Genomic DNA, 13,320 nt, shown 5'->3' with positions numbered 1-13,320 from the left:
GGGGTGGGTGGGGGGGGGGGGGGGGGGGGGGGGGGCGGGGCCCCCCCCCCCCCCCCGCCACGGATGCGTGATGCGTCAGGCGGAACGGCGCCGGCCGGTCAGGATTCCGAAGGCCACTCCGGCGGCGCCGACGACGATGCCGACGATGCCGAGGACGCGGGCGGTCGTGTCGCTGCCGTCGGCGGAGGCCGACGAGGACTCCGCGTCGTCGGCCTTCGCGTCGTCGTGCGCCGGGTCCGCGTGCTTCGAGTCGGCCTCGGCGGTCGGCTGGACGGCCGGGGCATCGTGCTCGTCACCGGTGGCCGCGGTCAGCTTCAGGACGGGCGCCGGCTTCTCGGGCTCCGCCGCGCCTTCCTTGGGCTCCTCGATCCAGCGGACGACTTCCTTGTTGTCGTACGTCTGGAGGGTCTTGAACACCAACTGGTCGGCGTCCTCGGGCAGCTGCCCGACGGAGAGGGGGAACTGCTGGAACTCACCCGGCCCGATCTTGCCGCCTGCCGCGGTCCAGGTGACCTTGGAGACGGCGTCGGTGATGGTGCTTCCGTGCAGCGTCAGCGGCTTGGCGAGCTTGGTCTTGGTGACGACGACCTTCCAGCCGGGCACGGGCTGCGGCATCACGGACGCCAGCGGGTGATCGGCCGGGAAGTTCACCTCGACCTTGGTGGTGGAGGCGTCGTCACGCTCGTTGGGCACCTTGAAATTGATCGTGGCGTAGCCGCCCTTGGCGGCCTCGCCCTGCGGCTGCACGCTGACATGCGCGGACGCGGGGCCCGTGAGAAGCAGAAGAGCGGTCGCGGCGATACCGCCGGCGACGGAGACACGAGTGACGTTCCTGGCAGAGAACACAGCACACTCCACGGTGTGAAGGGGAAAGGGGATCAGTCAGGGGGCCCGCCGCGGCGCGGGCTCGCGACGGCATCGCGACAACACTGGCGTCCGTACGGAAGCGCACGTATCGCACAGGTGCGCACCGGTGCGGGTGCGGGTCTGTGCGCGTGCGCGTCCGCGCGTGTGCGGACGGGCGCGGAGTGTCGCGTCAGGCTGCGAGAGCGAGGGCGGCCGGAGGGCCGCGTCTGATCACCGTGTGCTGGAGTGTCTCCCCGGCCGGCGCCGGAGGGCCGCCGTTCCCGGCGTACGCGGCGCGCGGACCTGCTTCCGGTACGCCGGGCAGTCCGGCACGCAGCAGCCGCACCAGAGCGAGTGCGGCGCGCAGGGCGCGCAGCAGCGCACTGTCCGTGACGTCGCCGATGCCGTGCGCCGAGAGCTGGGCGAGCCGGAGAAGCGCGAGATCCGCGCGGTGGAGCAGCCAGCCGGTCGCCAGGGCGGCCAGTAGGTGTCCGAGCACCATGGGGAGGGAGGGGAGCAGTTCGCCGGCGGGGGCGGCGGATCCGAGCCCCGGGCCGAGCCCGGAGGCCGAACCGATTCCGGAATCGAGCCCGGAGCCGGTCATGGAAGCCATGCCGGGCGCCATGTGCTGATGGCCGGCCATCATCGAACCTGCCGGGCGGAGCCCCGCGTCGATGACGATCCGCTGGGCGTCGGCAGAGCTCAGCGAGGCGGGACCCGCTCCGCAGAGCAGCTTCGCGGCCATTCTGATCAGTGCGTCGTCCGTACCGGCCGGCATCGTGAGATGCCGCTGGCCCATGCCGAACAGGCTGTGCAGGACGACCTGTCCGCCTGTCAGCGCGGCGGCGATGCCGGCCGTCGAGCGGGCGCGACCGGCGAGCGGAGCGGCGACCGCGAAGACACCGAGGAAGCCGAGGACCAGGGTCCACCACGGAACGGGCACGCAGGCGGCCATGACGTGTCCCGTCGCGGACAGCACGACGCAGACCGCGGTGAACACCGCGGCCCTCAGCAGCCGCGGGGCGGCTCCGGCACGTGCGACGGGATCGGACATGGCCGGGTCATCATCGCACTGCGGGCGTGGGCGCCGTAGGGCAGGTCCGGAAGATCACGCTCTGTCCCTCCGGCCCGCACGGCGCTATACACCGCCGTGCGCCGTACACGCGTCCGCCGAATGAGGGCTCTCACGTCAACTGCGTGCTTACAACTCGTCACTCAGGGCAATATGTATCGGTATGTCGAGCCGCAGCCAGGAGGCTGGAGCATGAGCATCTGGTGGTCTCTCCGCTTGCGGCGTGAAGCCGCGAGCGTCCCGCTCGCCCGCCGCCTTCTGCTCGGCGCCATGGAGACAGCGGGTGTCGATCCGGATATCTCCTTCGACCTGTCGGTCGCCCTCAGCGAAGCCTGTGCGAACGCCGTCGAGCACGGCGGGGGAGGGCAGTTGGGCGAGGCGCCAGGGGCGTACCGGGTGACCGCGTATCTGGACGGCGCGAAGTGCCGTATCGAAGTGGCGGATTCGGGGCCGGGTTTCCCCGCCCGGCGGATGGTGCGGCGCAGCGCGCCCGCGCCCGCCGTCACGTCCGAGAACGGCCGGGGCCTGTGTCTGATCGAGCAGCTCGCCGATCACGTGTACTTCCGAAACCGGCCGGGGCGCGGCGCGGTGGTCGGCTTCGACAAGATCCTGAAATGGCGGGAGGACGCCCTGCTCGGAGCCATGTGAGCTCGAGCGGAGCGCCCTCCGGGGCGCGGGCGGGCCGGTCGGTGCGCGAGACGCCCGCCCTGCGCGATGCCTGCCGGCTGCCCTGCGAGACACCCGCCGGGCCTGCGAGACACCCGCCGGGCCTGCGAGACGGCCGCCCGTCCTGACTGATGACGGTCGGCCGTTCCGCGTGCGGCGGCCGCCGGGCGTCAGGCCTGCTTGAGGCCCGCCATCCAGGCTTCGATCTCGTCGGCCTGGCGGGGCAGCCCGGCCGAGAGATTCCGGTTGCCGTCCTCCGTGACGATGATGTCGTCCTCGATCCGGACGCCGATGCCGCGGTACTCCTCGGGCACGGTCTGGTCATCGGCCTGGAAGTACAGCCCCGGCTCGACGGTGAGGCACATTCCGGGCTCCAGCGTCCCGTCCACGTACGCCTCGCGGCGGGCGGCCGCGCAGTCGTGGACGTCCAGGCCGAGCATGTGGCCGGTGCCGTGCAGGGTCCAGCGGCGCTGGAGGCCGAGCTCCAGGACCTTCTCCACCGGCCCGTCCAGCAGGCCCCACTCGACGAGCTTCTCGGCGAGGACACGCTGGGAGGCGTCATGGAAGTCGCGGAACTTCGCGCCCGGCCGCACGGCGGCGATGCCCGCCTCCTGGGACTCGTACACCGCGTCGTAGATCTTCCGCTGGATCTCGCTGAAGCGGCCGTCGATCGGCAGCGTGCGCGTGACGTCGGCGGTGTAGAGGGTGTGGGTCTCCACGCCGGCGTCGAGCAGCAGGAGGTCGCCGGAGCGTACGTCGCCGTCGTTGCGCACCCAGTGCAGGGTCGTGGCGTGCGGTCCCGCCGCGCAGATCGAGCCGTAACCGATGTCGTTGCCCTCGACGCGGGCACGCAGGAAGAAGGTGCCCTCGATGTAGCGCTCGCTGGTCGCCTCGGCCTTGTCGAGGATCTTCACGACGTCCTCGAAGCCCCGGACGGTGGAGTCGACGGCCTTCTGCAGCTCGCCGATCTCGAACGCGTCCTTCACGGCGCGTGCCTCGGAGAGGTGGACGCGCAGTTCCTCGTCGCGCTCGGCGGTGACCTTGTCGGTCAGCGCGGCCTCGATGGAGGCATCGTGGCCGCGTACGTTACGGACCGGGCCCGCGGCGTCCTTGAGGGCGGCGGCCAGCTCGCGTACGTCCTTGGCCGGGATGCCCAGCAGCTGCTCGGCCTCGGTGAGCGAGTGCCGACGGCCCACCCACAACTCGCCCTGGCCGTCGAGCCAGAACTCGCCGTTCTCCCGGTTGGAGCGCGGCAGCAGATAGACCGTCTCCGTGTGTCCGTCGCTCTTCGGCTCCAGTACGAGGACGCCGTCCTGGGTCTGGTCGCCGGTGAGGTACGCGTACTCGGTGGAGGCGCGGAAGGCGTACTCGGTGTCGTTCGACCGGGTCTTGAGATTGCCCGCGGCGATCACCAGACGCTCGCCCGGGAAGCGCGCGGAGAGTGCGGCGCGTCGGGCGGCGGTGTGGGTGGCCTGCGCGATCGGCTCCAGGCCGTGCAGTTCGGTGTCGGCCCAGCCGGACTTCATGCTCTCCGCGAGCTCGTCGGACACGCCCGGATACAGGCCGTTCTTCCTCTGCTTGATCGGCTCTTCTTCGGTTTCCGGGGTTTCCGGGTTGAGCTCCTCAGCCACGTCTTCTCCTCGATACGACACTGGACCGTCGTTCCATCGTATGTGCGACGGGAGGGGCGTCCTGGGCCTCTGTGAGGAATCAGTCAAAGCGGGCGGTGTCAGGAACCAGCCAAAGCGGGCGGTGTGCGGCATGGCGTCCGCGATCGGCCCACCCGGGGCCAGGAGGCCACCCGAGCCGGGGCAGTGTGCGCGGGTACCGGAATCGTGGCATCGGTTCCAGCCACTTTCGGGATGTTCGAAGCGCTCACGCAAGCCTGGCGGTCGATCGGAGTTTTCCGGTCGATACCGTCGCAAAAAGCCGCGTCATTCTCCTCAGTTATCCACTTACCCACATTTACATGCAGAGATGGTGTGATGCCCCGTATCGTCCCGAGCGAACGACCGCTGTCTGTGAGACGGTTGACGTGGCTCAAAAAAGAACCCCCCGGTCGGGTTTTGCGATCGACTGAGGGCGCTCAACAGGGGATCCTCCAGGGCCGATTTCCCACCTCTGGTCCGGGCGGAGCGTCATTCCGAACGTGATGGGTACGTGAACGGTGACGGACAGGGGCAGCTGGACCGCCCTGGAACCTGGCGGCAGGCCCAGGCGTCCTAACCGGCGCGGGCCATGTCCCATCCCCCGGAGTGGCGAGAGAAGTACAGCGGGACAGCGAGTGCCACGCGCACGCCGGCCCTCGCCACGCGTTCCATGAAGACAGACCGTGCTCGGCTCAGGGACGGCTTCAGGCGTCGCGGGCCGACAGGGTCTGTCCGTGCCACCAGCAAGGCAGGTGGCCGCGCAGCGTCGAATGTACGCACGGTGAATTACGCACGCTCATGCACGCACATGTACACGCACGCCTACGCATGGTGTCTGTGTCATGTGGACCTCGGCGTTCAACGGAAAGGAACGAGCGCTCATGCGCGAGATCCTCGGAATGCGACGAAGGCTCCGGTTCCGGCGCAAGAGGAGCCCTGCCCAGCTCGGTGCGGCGCTCACCTGCGCCACCGCGTGGAGATGGCCCGTACTTCCGGGCGCCGGACTCAAGGCGGCCGACGGACGCGGGACCCGCACAGCCGACGGACGCGGGACCCGCACAAACGCCTGCACCTGCCCGGACCCCGAATGCGTCGTTCCCGGCGCGCATCCCTTCGATCCGGGCCTGCTGGCGGCGACCACCGACGAGCGCATGGTGCGCTGGTGGTGGACCAACCGCCCGACCGCCCCGATCATCCTCGCCACCGGCGACAGCGCGCCGTGCGCGGTGAGTCTGCCGGCCGTCGCCGGCGCTCGGGCGCTGGCGGAGCTGGACCGGATGGGTATGCGGCTCGGCCCGGTCGTCGCGACGCCCACGCGCTGGTCGCTGCTGGTGGCTCCGTACACGCTCGAACAACTCGGCGAGCTGCTGTACAGCAAGGACTGTGTGCCCAGTTCGCTCCGCTTTCACGGCGAGGGTGGCTATCTGGCCCTGCCGCCGTCCGAGGCGGCCGGCGGACAGGTCCGCTGGGAGCGTGCCCCCCTGCCCGGCTCGGCGGCTCCCTGGCTGCCGGACGTGGAGGCGGTCGTGGACGCGCTCGTCGAGGCGAGCACCAGCATGCCGGGCGGCGGCAGCAGGCTCGCCTACTGAACTGCTCGGCACGGCCCGTGCCCCGGTCCGGCTCGCTCCGGACCGGGGCACGGGCCGTGCGCGGTCGAGCCGGGGCACGTGCCCCGCTGCCCCGCCGGGTGCCCGTCGTCCCGTACGGTCCTGGCGCGCCGTCCAGCCACCGCCACTCGTGCACGGGTCGCCGTTACCGTCACTCGCACGGGTGGGACGTGAGCGGAGTGGTCCGGGAATTGGGCGCACGGCGCCCAGGAGCGCCCCATCGCGTCGATATCTTCGGCCCGCCGTCAGCGATTTCCGGCGGCGAGAGGTGGACCCGCCATGAAACTCCGCCTGATCGGGCTCGCGGCCGTCGTGGTGTTCACCGCGCTGCTTCCGCCGACCGCTTGCGCCGGACCCGCCGCCCCGGCGGCGGTCACCGCGGACGGGACGGCGGGGGCGCGCGACACCTGGACGCGTACGTACTACCGCAACGTGATGGGCAGTGAACTGCTCGCCGTACTGGGCCTGATGGGCCCCGGCGGCCGCAGCGTACAGACGCATTGCGCGGCCGAGGCCAAAGATGAACCGGCCACCTGTGAAAGTCCGCACGAGCCGTCTCGGGGAGAACCTGCGGAATATACGGCGATGGCGGAGTTCGCGCCGACTTCGTCGCCGGCCCCCACGGGTGGCGGGGCGGACGGCGGGAACAGCACGGACATCGAGCCGCTGCTGCTGCGATCGGGGAGTAACTCTCAAGACCCGCCGGTCCGTTGACCTGTCAGGACCGTCCGGAAATGGAGACGCCCGATCGCTGGCGACGGGGGATGCACCAGCGACCGGGCTTCCAGAACGGTAACAAGAGATCGGCAGTTAGCAAATTCGATCCGGCGTATTTGGACAGCGAATTACCTGCCGATAGAGGAAGGTGTGACAGGCATCACCGAATTGCGCGCTGTCACGGTGAACCAACCTTGTCAGCTGAGCGTTACCTGGCGGTTGGTGAGCCCGCCACGAGCCCGGCGCTCGTCGCCTGTCAGCGGCTCGTCCACGGCGAGCGCGGCCGCCAGCCGCTCCGCGAACTCCGCCGCCGGCTTCTCGCACTCCTCCGCGCCCATCGCGCTCGGCAGGTCCCACACCGGCACGGTCAGACCGTGTGCCCGGAAGGAACCGACCAGCCGCGTGCCTTCGCCGAGACTCGACGTGCCCGCGGCGTGCAGCCGGGCCAGCGCGTCGAGCAGCTTCTCCTCCGGGTACGGCATCACCCAGCGCAGGTGGTTCTTCTCCGGCGTCTCGCACCAGTAGGCGGCGTCCGTACCCGAGAGCAGCGTGGTCGGGATCGCGGCGGCGTTGGCGCGCTCCAGGGAAGCGGTCACCTCGGGCGTGGCGTTCTCCGCGTCCGGCACCCAGAACTCGAATCCGGGGTGCACGACCGGCGTGAAGCCGGCCTCGGCGTCGAGCAGGTCCTGCAGGCGGGGACCGTCGGCGGGCACCCGCTGGGCCGCGACCGGATTGCCGGGCTCGGCGGCCAGCGCGCGCAGAAGCGTGTCGGCGAGATCGCGGCTCAGGTCACCCGATGAGGTGTCGTTCTGCAGGGCGAGGAGTACGGAGCCGTCCTCACGCCGCAGCGCCGGCCACGCCATCGGCAGCACGGTCGCGAGCGTTACGGAGGGTACGCCCTCGGGCAGTCCGTCCTTGAGGGTCAGCTCGGCGGTCGCGGCGGGCACCAGCTCGCGCAGCGCGACCCAGTCGCACTCACCGGCCAGGCCCTCGAAGGGGCGCTGGACCAGCTCGGTCACGGCGTGCGCGGCCTCCCGGCCATGACAGGCCTTGTAGCGGCGGCCCGAGCCGCACGGGCAGGGCTCGCGGGCCCCCACCACCGGAATCGGTCCGTCCTTGGGCTGTGCCTTCGCGGCCTTCGTCTGGGGGCGCTTCTTGGCCATGTTGGCTTTCTCCCGATAGCGGCGGTGCGGTGTCGGCGCGAGCCTAGCGCCTTGCCCGGGGGATCCCTGCGGGTCGTGGACACCGTGCGGCGCACCGCGCCGGGCGTCGGCGCATGCCATGCGCCGACCGGTACCACTTCGGGCGCGCTGTACGCGCCCGCGCGTCACGGACCTCTCCGCTCTCCCCCGTCGTGCGTGGTGCCCGCTGTACCGGCCGTGCCCGCTGGGTTCACCCGAAGGGCCGGGGCCTCAGCCCATGTCGTCGAGGGCGTCCGAGAAGCCCAGCCCGTCCAGCCCGTCCAATCCGTCCAGGCTCTCCAGTCCGTGCGGCCCGCCGAACCCCATCCCCGGGCCTGTGACGCGCGTAGCGAAATCCTCGCCGCGGTGTCCTTCGGCGACGAGCGCCCAGACCGTGACCTCTCCGGTCGCGCTGTCCCGTACGCCCCACTCCTGGGCCAGGGCGGTGATGATGTTGAGCCCGCGGCCGCCGCGCGCGGTGACCGAGGGCGTGGCGGGGATGGGCCTCGTCGGGCCGCCACCGTCCGTCACCTCCACGGTCAGCCTGCCCGCCTTGTCCACGACCCAGGCCGCGCGCACGTCACCGTCGCCGATCTCCGTACATCCCAGCGGCCTGCCGTGCCGGCAGGCATTGCTGAGCAGCTCGGAAAGGATCAGTACCGCGTCGTCGACCACCGTGTCCGACACCCCGCTGCGGCTCAACTGCTCCCGCATCCGGTGTCGCGCTCTCCCCACGCCCGCAGGCCCATGGGGAACGGCCATGCACGACGACGTGGGCACCTCCTGTGCCACCACAAACGTCACCCCCAAGACCTCCTTCGCCCCACGCCAGGTGTGAATGCCCCATTGGCCTGGACCGGAAACCGGCCACGGGAGGACCATTGGCGCACTCGTCACACTCGAACACCGAACGAACGCGCCGGAGCACTCCTCGTCGCGCTCCGTGGCGCGCGTATCACCTTCCGTATGAGGGGGATGCTTTCGTCGTCGTGGGGCGGATGCGGAGTCGGGTGATGTCAGGAAAGGCGGCCCAGTTGTGACAGGACTTGTTTGGGACGATTGGTGATGATCGCCTCCACTCCGAGGCGGACGCAGAGATCGACGTCTTCCGGCTCATTCACCGTCCAGACGTGGACGCGGTGTCCCGCTCTGTGCAGTCGGGCGATGTAGCCGGGGTGATTGCGCACGATCCGCATCCCGGGACCCGCGATCCGCGCACCGGCCGGCAGTCGGCCGTCGCGCAGCCGGGGCGAGACGAACTGCATCAGGTAGACGATCGGCAGCTGGGGCGCGGCGTACGCGATCCGGTGCAGCGAACGAGCCGAGAAGCTCATGATCCGGACGGCCGACTCACCCGGCGCCGGGTCGTCCAGGCCGAAGCGCCGCAGCAACTGGAGCAGCCGCTCCTCCACCTGGCCGGCCCAGCGGGTGGGGTGCTTGGTCTCGATGGCCAGCTGGATCGGCCGGCCGGCGTCCGCGACCAGTTCGAGCAGGCGTTCCAATGTCAGTACGGACGTGCAGTCGCGGTCCCCCCAGTCCGGGCTCTCCTCGCTGTCCTTCCAGGACCCGAAGTCGAGTGCCGCGAGATCGGCGAGTTCGAGGGCGGAGACGGCCCCGCGCCCGTTGGAGGTGCGGTTCACCCGACGGTCATGGACGAGGACGAGATGGCCGTCGGCGGTGAGCCGCACATCGCACTCCAGTGCGTCGGCGCCGTCCTCGATGGCTTTCGTGTACGCGGCCAGGGTGTGCTCGGGTGCGTCCTCCGAGGCTCCGCGGTGAGCGACCACCTGGATGCTGTGCTGTCGTGCTTGAGTCACCGCGTCATGGTGCCATCGTGACGGGGCAGGCGGGGAATGGGACAGGGGTTCTGCCCTGCTGGTTCCGGGTGCAATCGTTTTGTCCGGAATAAAGGATGGCGGGACAATGCACAGGTCCTGCTTACAGTGGCCTGACGTGCTGTGGGAAAAGCTGACCGCAGACACTTGCACAGCGGAACTCTTGCCGAAGACTGATGTGGACCCGAGGAGAACGAGCTGTGAGCACCGAGAACGAGGGCACCGCGGTCCCCGCCGCCCCGTCCGTACCTCCCGTGCCGGATGCCGCTCCTGAGGGCACACCCGCCGCGGAGCAGGCGGGGCACTCCCCGGCGCCGGAGTACACCCCCGAGTCCGGGCACACCCCCGAGCCCGGGCACACCCCCGAGTCCGGGCACACCCCCGAGGCCGAGCACACCCCCGAGCCCGGGCACACCCCCGAGCCCGGGCACACCCCCGAGCAGGGCCACACCCCCGCACCGGGCGCGGCCCCCGCACCGGCGAGCGCGGCCGACGCCGGGTGGCCGCCGCCCCCGCCCACGCTCCCCTCCTACGGAGGCGGCGGAAACGGCCCGGCCTGGGGCGCACCGGTCCCCGGGAACGGCCCTCAGCCGCCGCGCAAGCGCCCCGGCGGTCTGATCGCCGCAGTGATCGTCGCCGCCCTGGTCGCGGGCGGCATCGGCGGCGGGATCGGCTACTGGGCCGCCGAGAGCAACGACGGCTCGATCGGTTCCACGACCGTCTCCGCGGCGGACGCGCCGAAGGACGTCAAGCGCGACGCCGGTACGGTCGCCTCGGTGGCGGCCAAGTCACTGCCGAGCGTCGTCACCATCGAGGCGCAGGGCGGTGACGGAGAGGGCGGTACGGGCACCGGCTTCGTCTACGACAAGCAGGGCCACATCCTCACCAACAACCACGTGGTGGCCTCGGCGGCCAACGGCGGCGATCTCACCGCGACCTTCTCGAACGGCAAGAAGTACGCCGCCGAGGTCGTCGGCCGGGCCCAGGGCTACGACGTCGCCGTGGTGAAGCTGAAGAACGCGCCGTCCGGCCTGACCCCGCTGCCCCTCGCCAACTCGGAGCAGGTCGCGGTCGGCGACCCGACGATCGCGATCGGTGCCCCCTTCGGCCTGTCCAACACCGTCACCACGGGCATCATCAGCGCCAAGAACCGCCCGGTGGCCTCCGGGGACGGCTCCGGCGCCAGCAACTCGTACATGAGCGCCCTGCAGACCGACGCCTCCATCAACCCCGGCAACTCGGGCGGCCCGCTGCTCGACTCCCGTGGCGCGGTCATCGGCATCAACTCGGCCATCCAGTCGGCCGGCAGCGGCGGCATGGGCCAGTCCCAGGCGGGCTCCATCGGCCTCGGCTTCGCCATCCCGATCAACCAGGCGAAGAACGTCGCCGAGCAGCTCATCAAGACCGGCCAGCCGGTCTACCCGCTGATCGGCGCCACGGTCACGATGGCCGAAGGCGGCGAGGGCGCCACGATCTCCCCCCAGGGAGAAGGCGGCGCCCCGGCGGTCACCGCGAACGGCCCGGCCGCGAAGGCGGGCCTCAAAGCGGGCGACATCATCACCAAGTTCAACGACACCCCGATCGACAGCGGCCCGACCCTGATCAGCGAGATCTGGACCCACAAGCCGGGCGACAAGGTGACGCTCACCTACAAGCGTGACGGCAAGGAGTCCACGGTCCAAGTCACCCTGGGCGAACGCAAGGGCGAGAGCTGACCGGCTAGGCTGTCCCTCGCGTCATCCGGCGAGCCCCGATGACGCGAGGTGGGTTGCCCGAGCGGCCTAAGGGAACGGTCTTGAAAACCGTCGTGGCAGCGATGTCACCGTGGGTTCAAATCCCACACCCACCGCACGCAGGTCAGCGTAGGTGCTGGTCAGAAGGGGTGCCCCTCATTGAGGGGTACCCCTTCTGCGTCCGGGTCGTCTCACCCCGTCTCGCCGGTTTCCCAGTGTTGACCAGGGCGTACGGCCAACCTGTGGCCAGGATCCGGCAGGGTCAGGGCGCCGATTGTTCGTCCTCCGCCTGGTCGGCAAAGCCCTGGTCGATCAGGTCGTTCATCCGCTCCTCCTCGCCGTCCAACACCTTTGCGTAGTACCGCTGGAGGACAGCGATGCTCTGCCCCGCCCGGCGCGCAGTCTCGGCGAGGCTCACGCCAGAACGCAGCCAGAAGGACACACAGGCGTGCCGCAGGTCGTACGGGATGAACGCGAGCGGCGAGGCGACCTGAGCGGGCGTGAGAGCGATCCGCCGTGCCTCTTTCCAGACGACTCCGTATTCCTGAGACCGGATGGGTCCACCACGAACAGCGCTGAACAGGCGGCCGTCGGAGCCTGCGCCGAACTGCTCGATGTGTTCGCGCAGCAACGCGACGAGAACGGGCGGGATCGGTACACGGCGTACGGTCCGGCGGGCACGGTGCTTGAGTCCCCGCTCCTCGTACGGCTTTCCATCGTTGGTCCATCCTGAACCGACCTGTGGCCGCGCCCCGGAGAGGTCCACGCGGCCCCACCCGGCCGCGGGAAGCGTGCACTGAGGTTCCCCCGGTGTGCGGGAGGTGCTGATCAGCTGGTCAGGGCGGGTTGACGGGTATTCAGGTTCGCTGGTTCGGCCGTCGCCTGGTCGGCGTAGTGCTTTTCCTCGAACTCGATGGGGCTGAGGTAGCCGAGCCGTTTCTGGATGCGCCGGCTGTTGTAGAAGCCGTCGATGTACTCGAAGAGCGTCAGATTCGCCTCGGCCCTCGTGGCGAAGACGCGCCCGCGGACGCACTCGGCCTTGATCAGCATCCACAGATTCTCGGCGAGAGCGTTATCGTACGAGTCCCCGATTGACCCCATGGAAGCTTCAACTCCAGCCCGCACCAGCCGCGTTGTGAGCTTCACGGACGTGTATTGACAGCCGTGGTCTGCGTGATGAATCAGCCGGCCAGGCTCGACCTCCCGGCTGGCCAGCGCGTATTCCAGGCAGGACAGGACCAGATCCGCGTCTGCGCGGGTGGAAGTTTCCCAGGCCACCACGCGCCGGGAGAACGCGTCGCGGATCGCGGAGAGCCACAGTGGCCCCTCACCGGTGGCAATCATCGTGAGGTCGGTGACCCACAGCCGGTTGGGCGCGGGCGCGGTGAAGTCCCGATTCACCAGGTCCGGGGCCAGAGTGGCCTTCGGATCCCGGCGCGTGGAGCCGCTGCGGCGCGGGCTGATCCCGGCGAGGTCGGCCTCGCGCATCAACCGCTCGACCCGTTTGCGGCCCACGTGGAGGCCCTCGCGTTTGAGGACGGCGTGCACGCGCGGCGAGCCGTAGATACCGCCGGACTCGGTGTGGATCTCCCGGATCTGTTCGGTGAGTTCGGCGTCCCGGCGGAGCCGTTCACACGGCTCCTTCGCCGCGTGGCGCCAGCGGTAGAAGGTGGAGGAGGCGATGTGCAGTTCCCGGAGGGTGGGCTCGACCTCCAGGTGCGGATGCTCGGTGAAGAGCGCCGTCACCTGGGCCGGGTCGGGTCGAGCTGCGCGGCGAAAAAAGCGGAGGCCGTCCGCAGGATCTCGTTAGCCCGCTTGAGCTGGGCGTTCTCCTTGCGCAGGGCCGCGAGCTCCTCGCGTTCGACACTGGTCGGCCGGTCATCACGCTCACCAGCATCGGCCTCGGCCTGAGGTTCCCCCGAGATGCGGAAGATGGTGACAGAGGGTCAGATGGTTCTCATGAGAGGAACATCGACCATGGCTGCCCCCAGGAAATACTCGCTGGAGTTGCGTG

Annotated in this window: 10 protein-coding genes, 1 tRNA gene and 2 pseudogenes; 5 read left to right on the top strand and 8 right to left on the bottom strand. The window is 70.2% G+C overall.

From position 1 onward, the window contains the following. Nucleotides 1–75 precede the first annotated feature (75 nt). Together ACIBAE_RS29295 and ACIBAE_RS29290 are read right to left on the bottom strand one after the other, a co-directional pair. Complete coding sequence (locus ACIBAE_RS29295) at nucleotides 76–846, bottom strand: YcnI family protein (protein WP_399291323.1); 771 nt, start codon at nucleotides 844–846, stop codon at nucleotides 76–78. Nucleotides 847–1,036: 190 nt separating this feature from the next. After that, on the bottom strand, nucleotides 1,037–1,900 hold the full coding sequence (locus ACIBAE_RS29290; protein WP_399291320.1) for a hypothetical protein: 864 nt from the start codon (nucleotides 1,898–1,900) through the stop codon (nucleotides 1,037–1,039). A 210-nt stretch (nucleotides 1,901–2,110) separates the two neighbouring features. Between ACIBAE_RS29290 and ACIBAE_RS29285 the strand changes: the two genes are divergently transcribed. Next, nucleotides 2,111–2,566, top strand: coding sequence for an ATP-binding protein (locus ACIBAE_RS29285; protein WP_399291317.1), 456 nt, complete (start codon nucleotides 2,111–2,113; stop codon nucleotides 2,564–2,566). A 188-nt stretch (nucleotides 2,567–2,754) separates the two neighbouring features. Here ACIBAE_RS29285 and ACIBAE_RS29280 read toward each other — a convergent pair whose 3' ends face one another. Continuing rightward, nucleotides 2,755–4,215, bottom strand: a complete 1,461-nt coding sequence (locus ACIBAE_RS29280; RefSeq protein WP_399291314.1) for an aminopeptidase P family protein — start codon at nucleotides 4,213–4,215, stop codon at nucleotides 2,755–2,757. A gap of 899 nt (nucleotides 4,216–5,114) precedes the next feature. Here ACIBAE_RS29280 and ACIBAE_RS29275 point away from each other — a divergent pair. Together ACIBAE_RS29275 and ACIBAE_RS29270 are read left to right on the top strand one after the other, a co-directional pair. Beyond that, nucleotides 5,115–5,822 carry a bifunctional DNA primase/polymerase gene (locus ACIBAE_RS29275; protein WP_399291311.1) on the top strand — a complete coding sequence of 236 codons (708 nt, stop codon included), beginning with the start codon at nucleotides 5,115–5,117 and terminating at the stop codon, nucleotides 5,820–5,822. A gap of 297 nt (nucleotides 5,823–6,119) precedes the next feature. Continuing rightward, a complete protein-coding gene (locus ACIBAE_RS29270) occupies nucleotides 6,120–6,554 on the top strand; it encodes a hypothetical protein (protein WP_399291308.1) in 435 nt (144 codons plus the stop codon). 200 nt (nucleotides 6,555–6,754) lie between these two features. Here the strand turns inward: ACIBAE_RS29270 and ACIBAE_RS29265 are convergent, their stop codons facing one another. The 3 genes and pseudogenes from ACIBAE_RS29265 to ACIBAE_RS29255 form a co-directional block, all read right to left on the bottom strand. Beyond that, nucleotides 6,755–7,720 carry a DUF5926 family protein gene (locus tag ACIBAE_RS29265; protein ID WP_399291305.1) on the bottom strand — a complete coding sequence of 322 codons (966 nt, stop codon included), beginning with the start codon at nucleotides 7,718–7,720 and terminating at the stop codon, nucleotides 6,755–6,757. Between the two features lie 249 nt (nucleotides 7,721–7,969). Continuing rightward, nucleotides 7,970–8,628, bottom strand: a pseudogene (locus ACIBAE_RS29260) (ATP-binding protein). 126 nt (nucleotides 8,629–8,754) lie between these two features. Further along, entirely contained in the window at nucleotides 8,755–9,555 is an 801-nt protein-coding gene (locus ACIBAE_RS29255; RefSeq protein ID WP_399291303.1) for a glycerophosphodiester phosphodiesterase, read from the bottom strand. A gap of 218 nt (nucleotides 9,556–9,773) precedes the next feature. On the opposite strand from ACIBAE_RS29255, the gene ACIBAE_RS29250 reads away from it, so the two are divergent. Both ACIBAE_RS29250 and ACIBAE_RS29245 read left to right on the top strand, forming a co-directional pair. After that, the gene (locus ACIBAE_RS29250) at nucleotides 9,774–11,288 is read left to right on the top strand and encodes a trypsin-like peptidase domain-containing protein (RefSeq protein ID WP_399291301.1); all 1,515 of its coding nucleotides are present in this window, start codon (nucleotides 9,774–9,776) and stop codon (nucleotides 11,286–11,288) included. A 47-nt stretch (nucleotides 11,289–11,335) separates the two neighbouring features. Continuing rightward, nucleotides 11,336–11,422 (top strand) — tRNA-Ser (locus ACIBAE_RS29245). A gap of 146 nt (nucleotides 11,423–11,568) precedes the next feature. On the opposite strand, the gene ACIBAE_RS29240 is transcribed toward ACIBAE_RS29245, so the two are convergent. Both ACIBAE_RS29240 and ACIBAE_RS29235 read right to left on the bottom strand, forming a co-directional pair. Beyond that, nucleotides 11,569–12,072 carry a hypothetical protein gene (locus ACIBAE_RS29240; RefSeq protein ID WP_399291299.1) on the bottom strand — a complete coding sequence of 168 codons (504 nt, stop codon included), beginning with the start codon at nucleotides 12,070–12,072 and terminating at the stop codon, nucleotides 11,569–11,571. Between the two features lie 62 nt (nucleotides 12,073–12,134). Next, nucleotides 12,135–13,061, bottom strand: a pseudogene (locus ACIBAE_RS29235) (IS3 family transposase); the annotation flags it as partial. Nucleotides 13,062–13,320: the final 259 nt, after the last annotated feature.

The organism is Streptomyces sp. NPDC051569 (assembly GCF_044454085.1).
Lineage (GTDB): Bacteria > Actinomycetota > Actinomycetes > Streptomycetales > Streptomycetaceae > Streptomyces.
This window is presented reverse-complemented; position numbering and strand designations above follow the sequence as displayed.

Bases quoted from the DNA above. Each gene is read 5' to 3' on its own strand.
- ACIBAE_RS29290 (WP_399291320.1), bottom strand. From the start codon at position 1,900: ATGTCCGATCCCGTCGCACGTGCCGGAGCCGCCCCGCGGCTGCTGAGG.
- ACIBAE_RS29285 (WP_399291317.1), top strand. From the start codon at position 2,111: ATGAGCATCTGGTGGTCTCTCCGCTTGCGGCGTGAAGCCGCGAGCGTC.
- ACIBAE_RS29275 (WP_399291311.1), top strand. From the start codon at position 5,115: ATGCGCGAGATCCTCGGAATGCGACGAAGGCTCCGGTTCCGGCGCAAG.
- ACIBAE_RS29270 (WP_399291308.1), top strand. From the start codon at position 6,120: ATGAAACTCCGCCTGATCGGGCTCGCGGCCGTCGTGGTGTTCACCGCG.
- ACIBAE_RS29265 (WP_399291305.1), bottom strand. From the start codon at position 7,720: ATGGCCAAGAAGCGCCCCCAGACGAAGGCCGCGAAGGCACAGCCCAAG.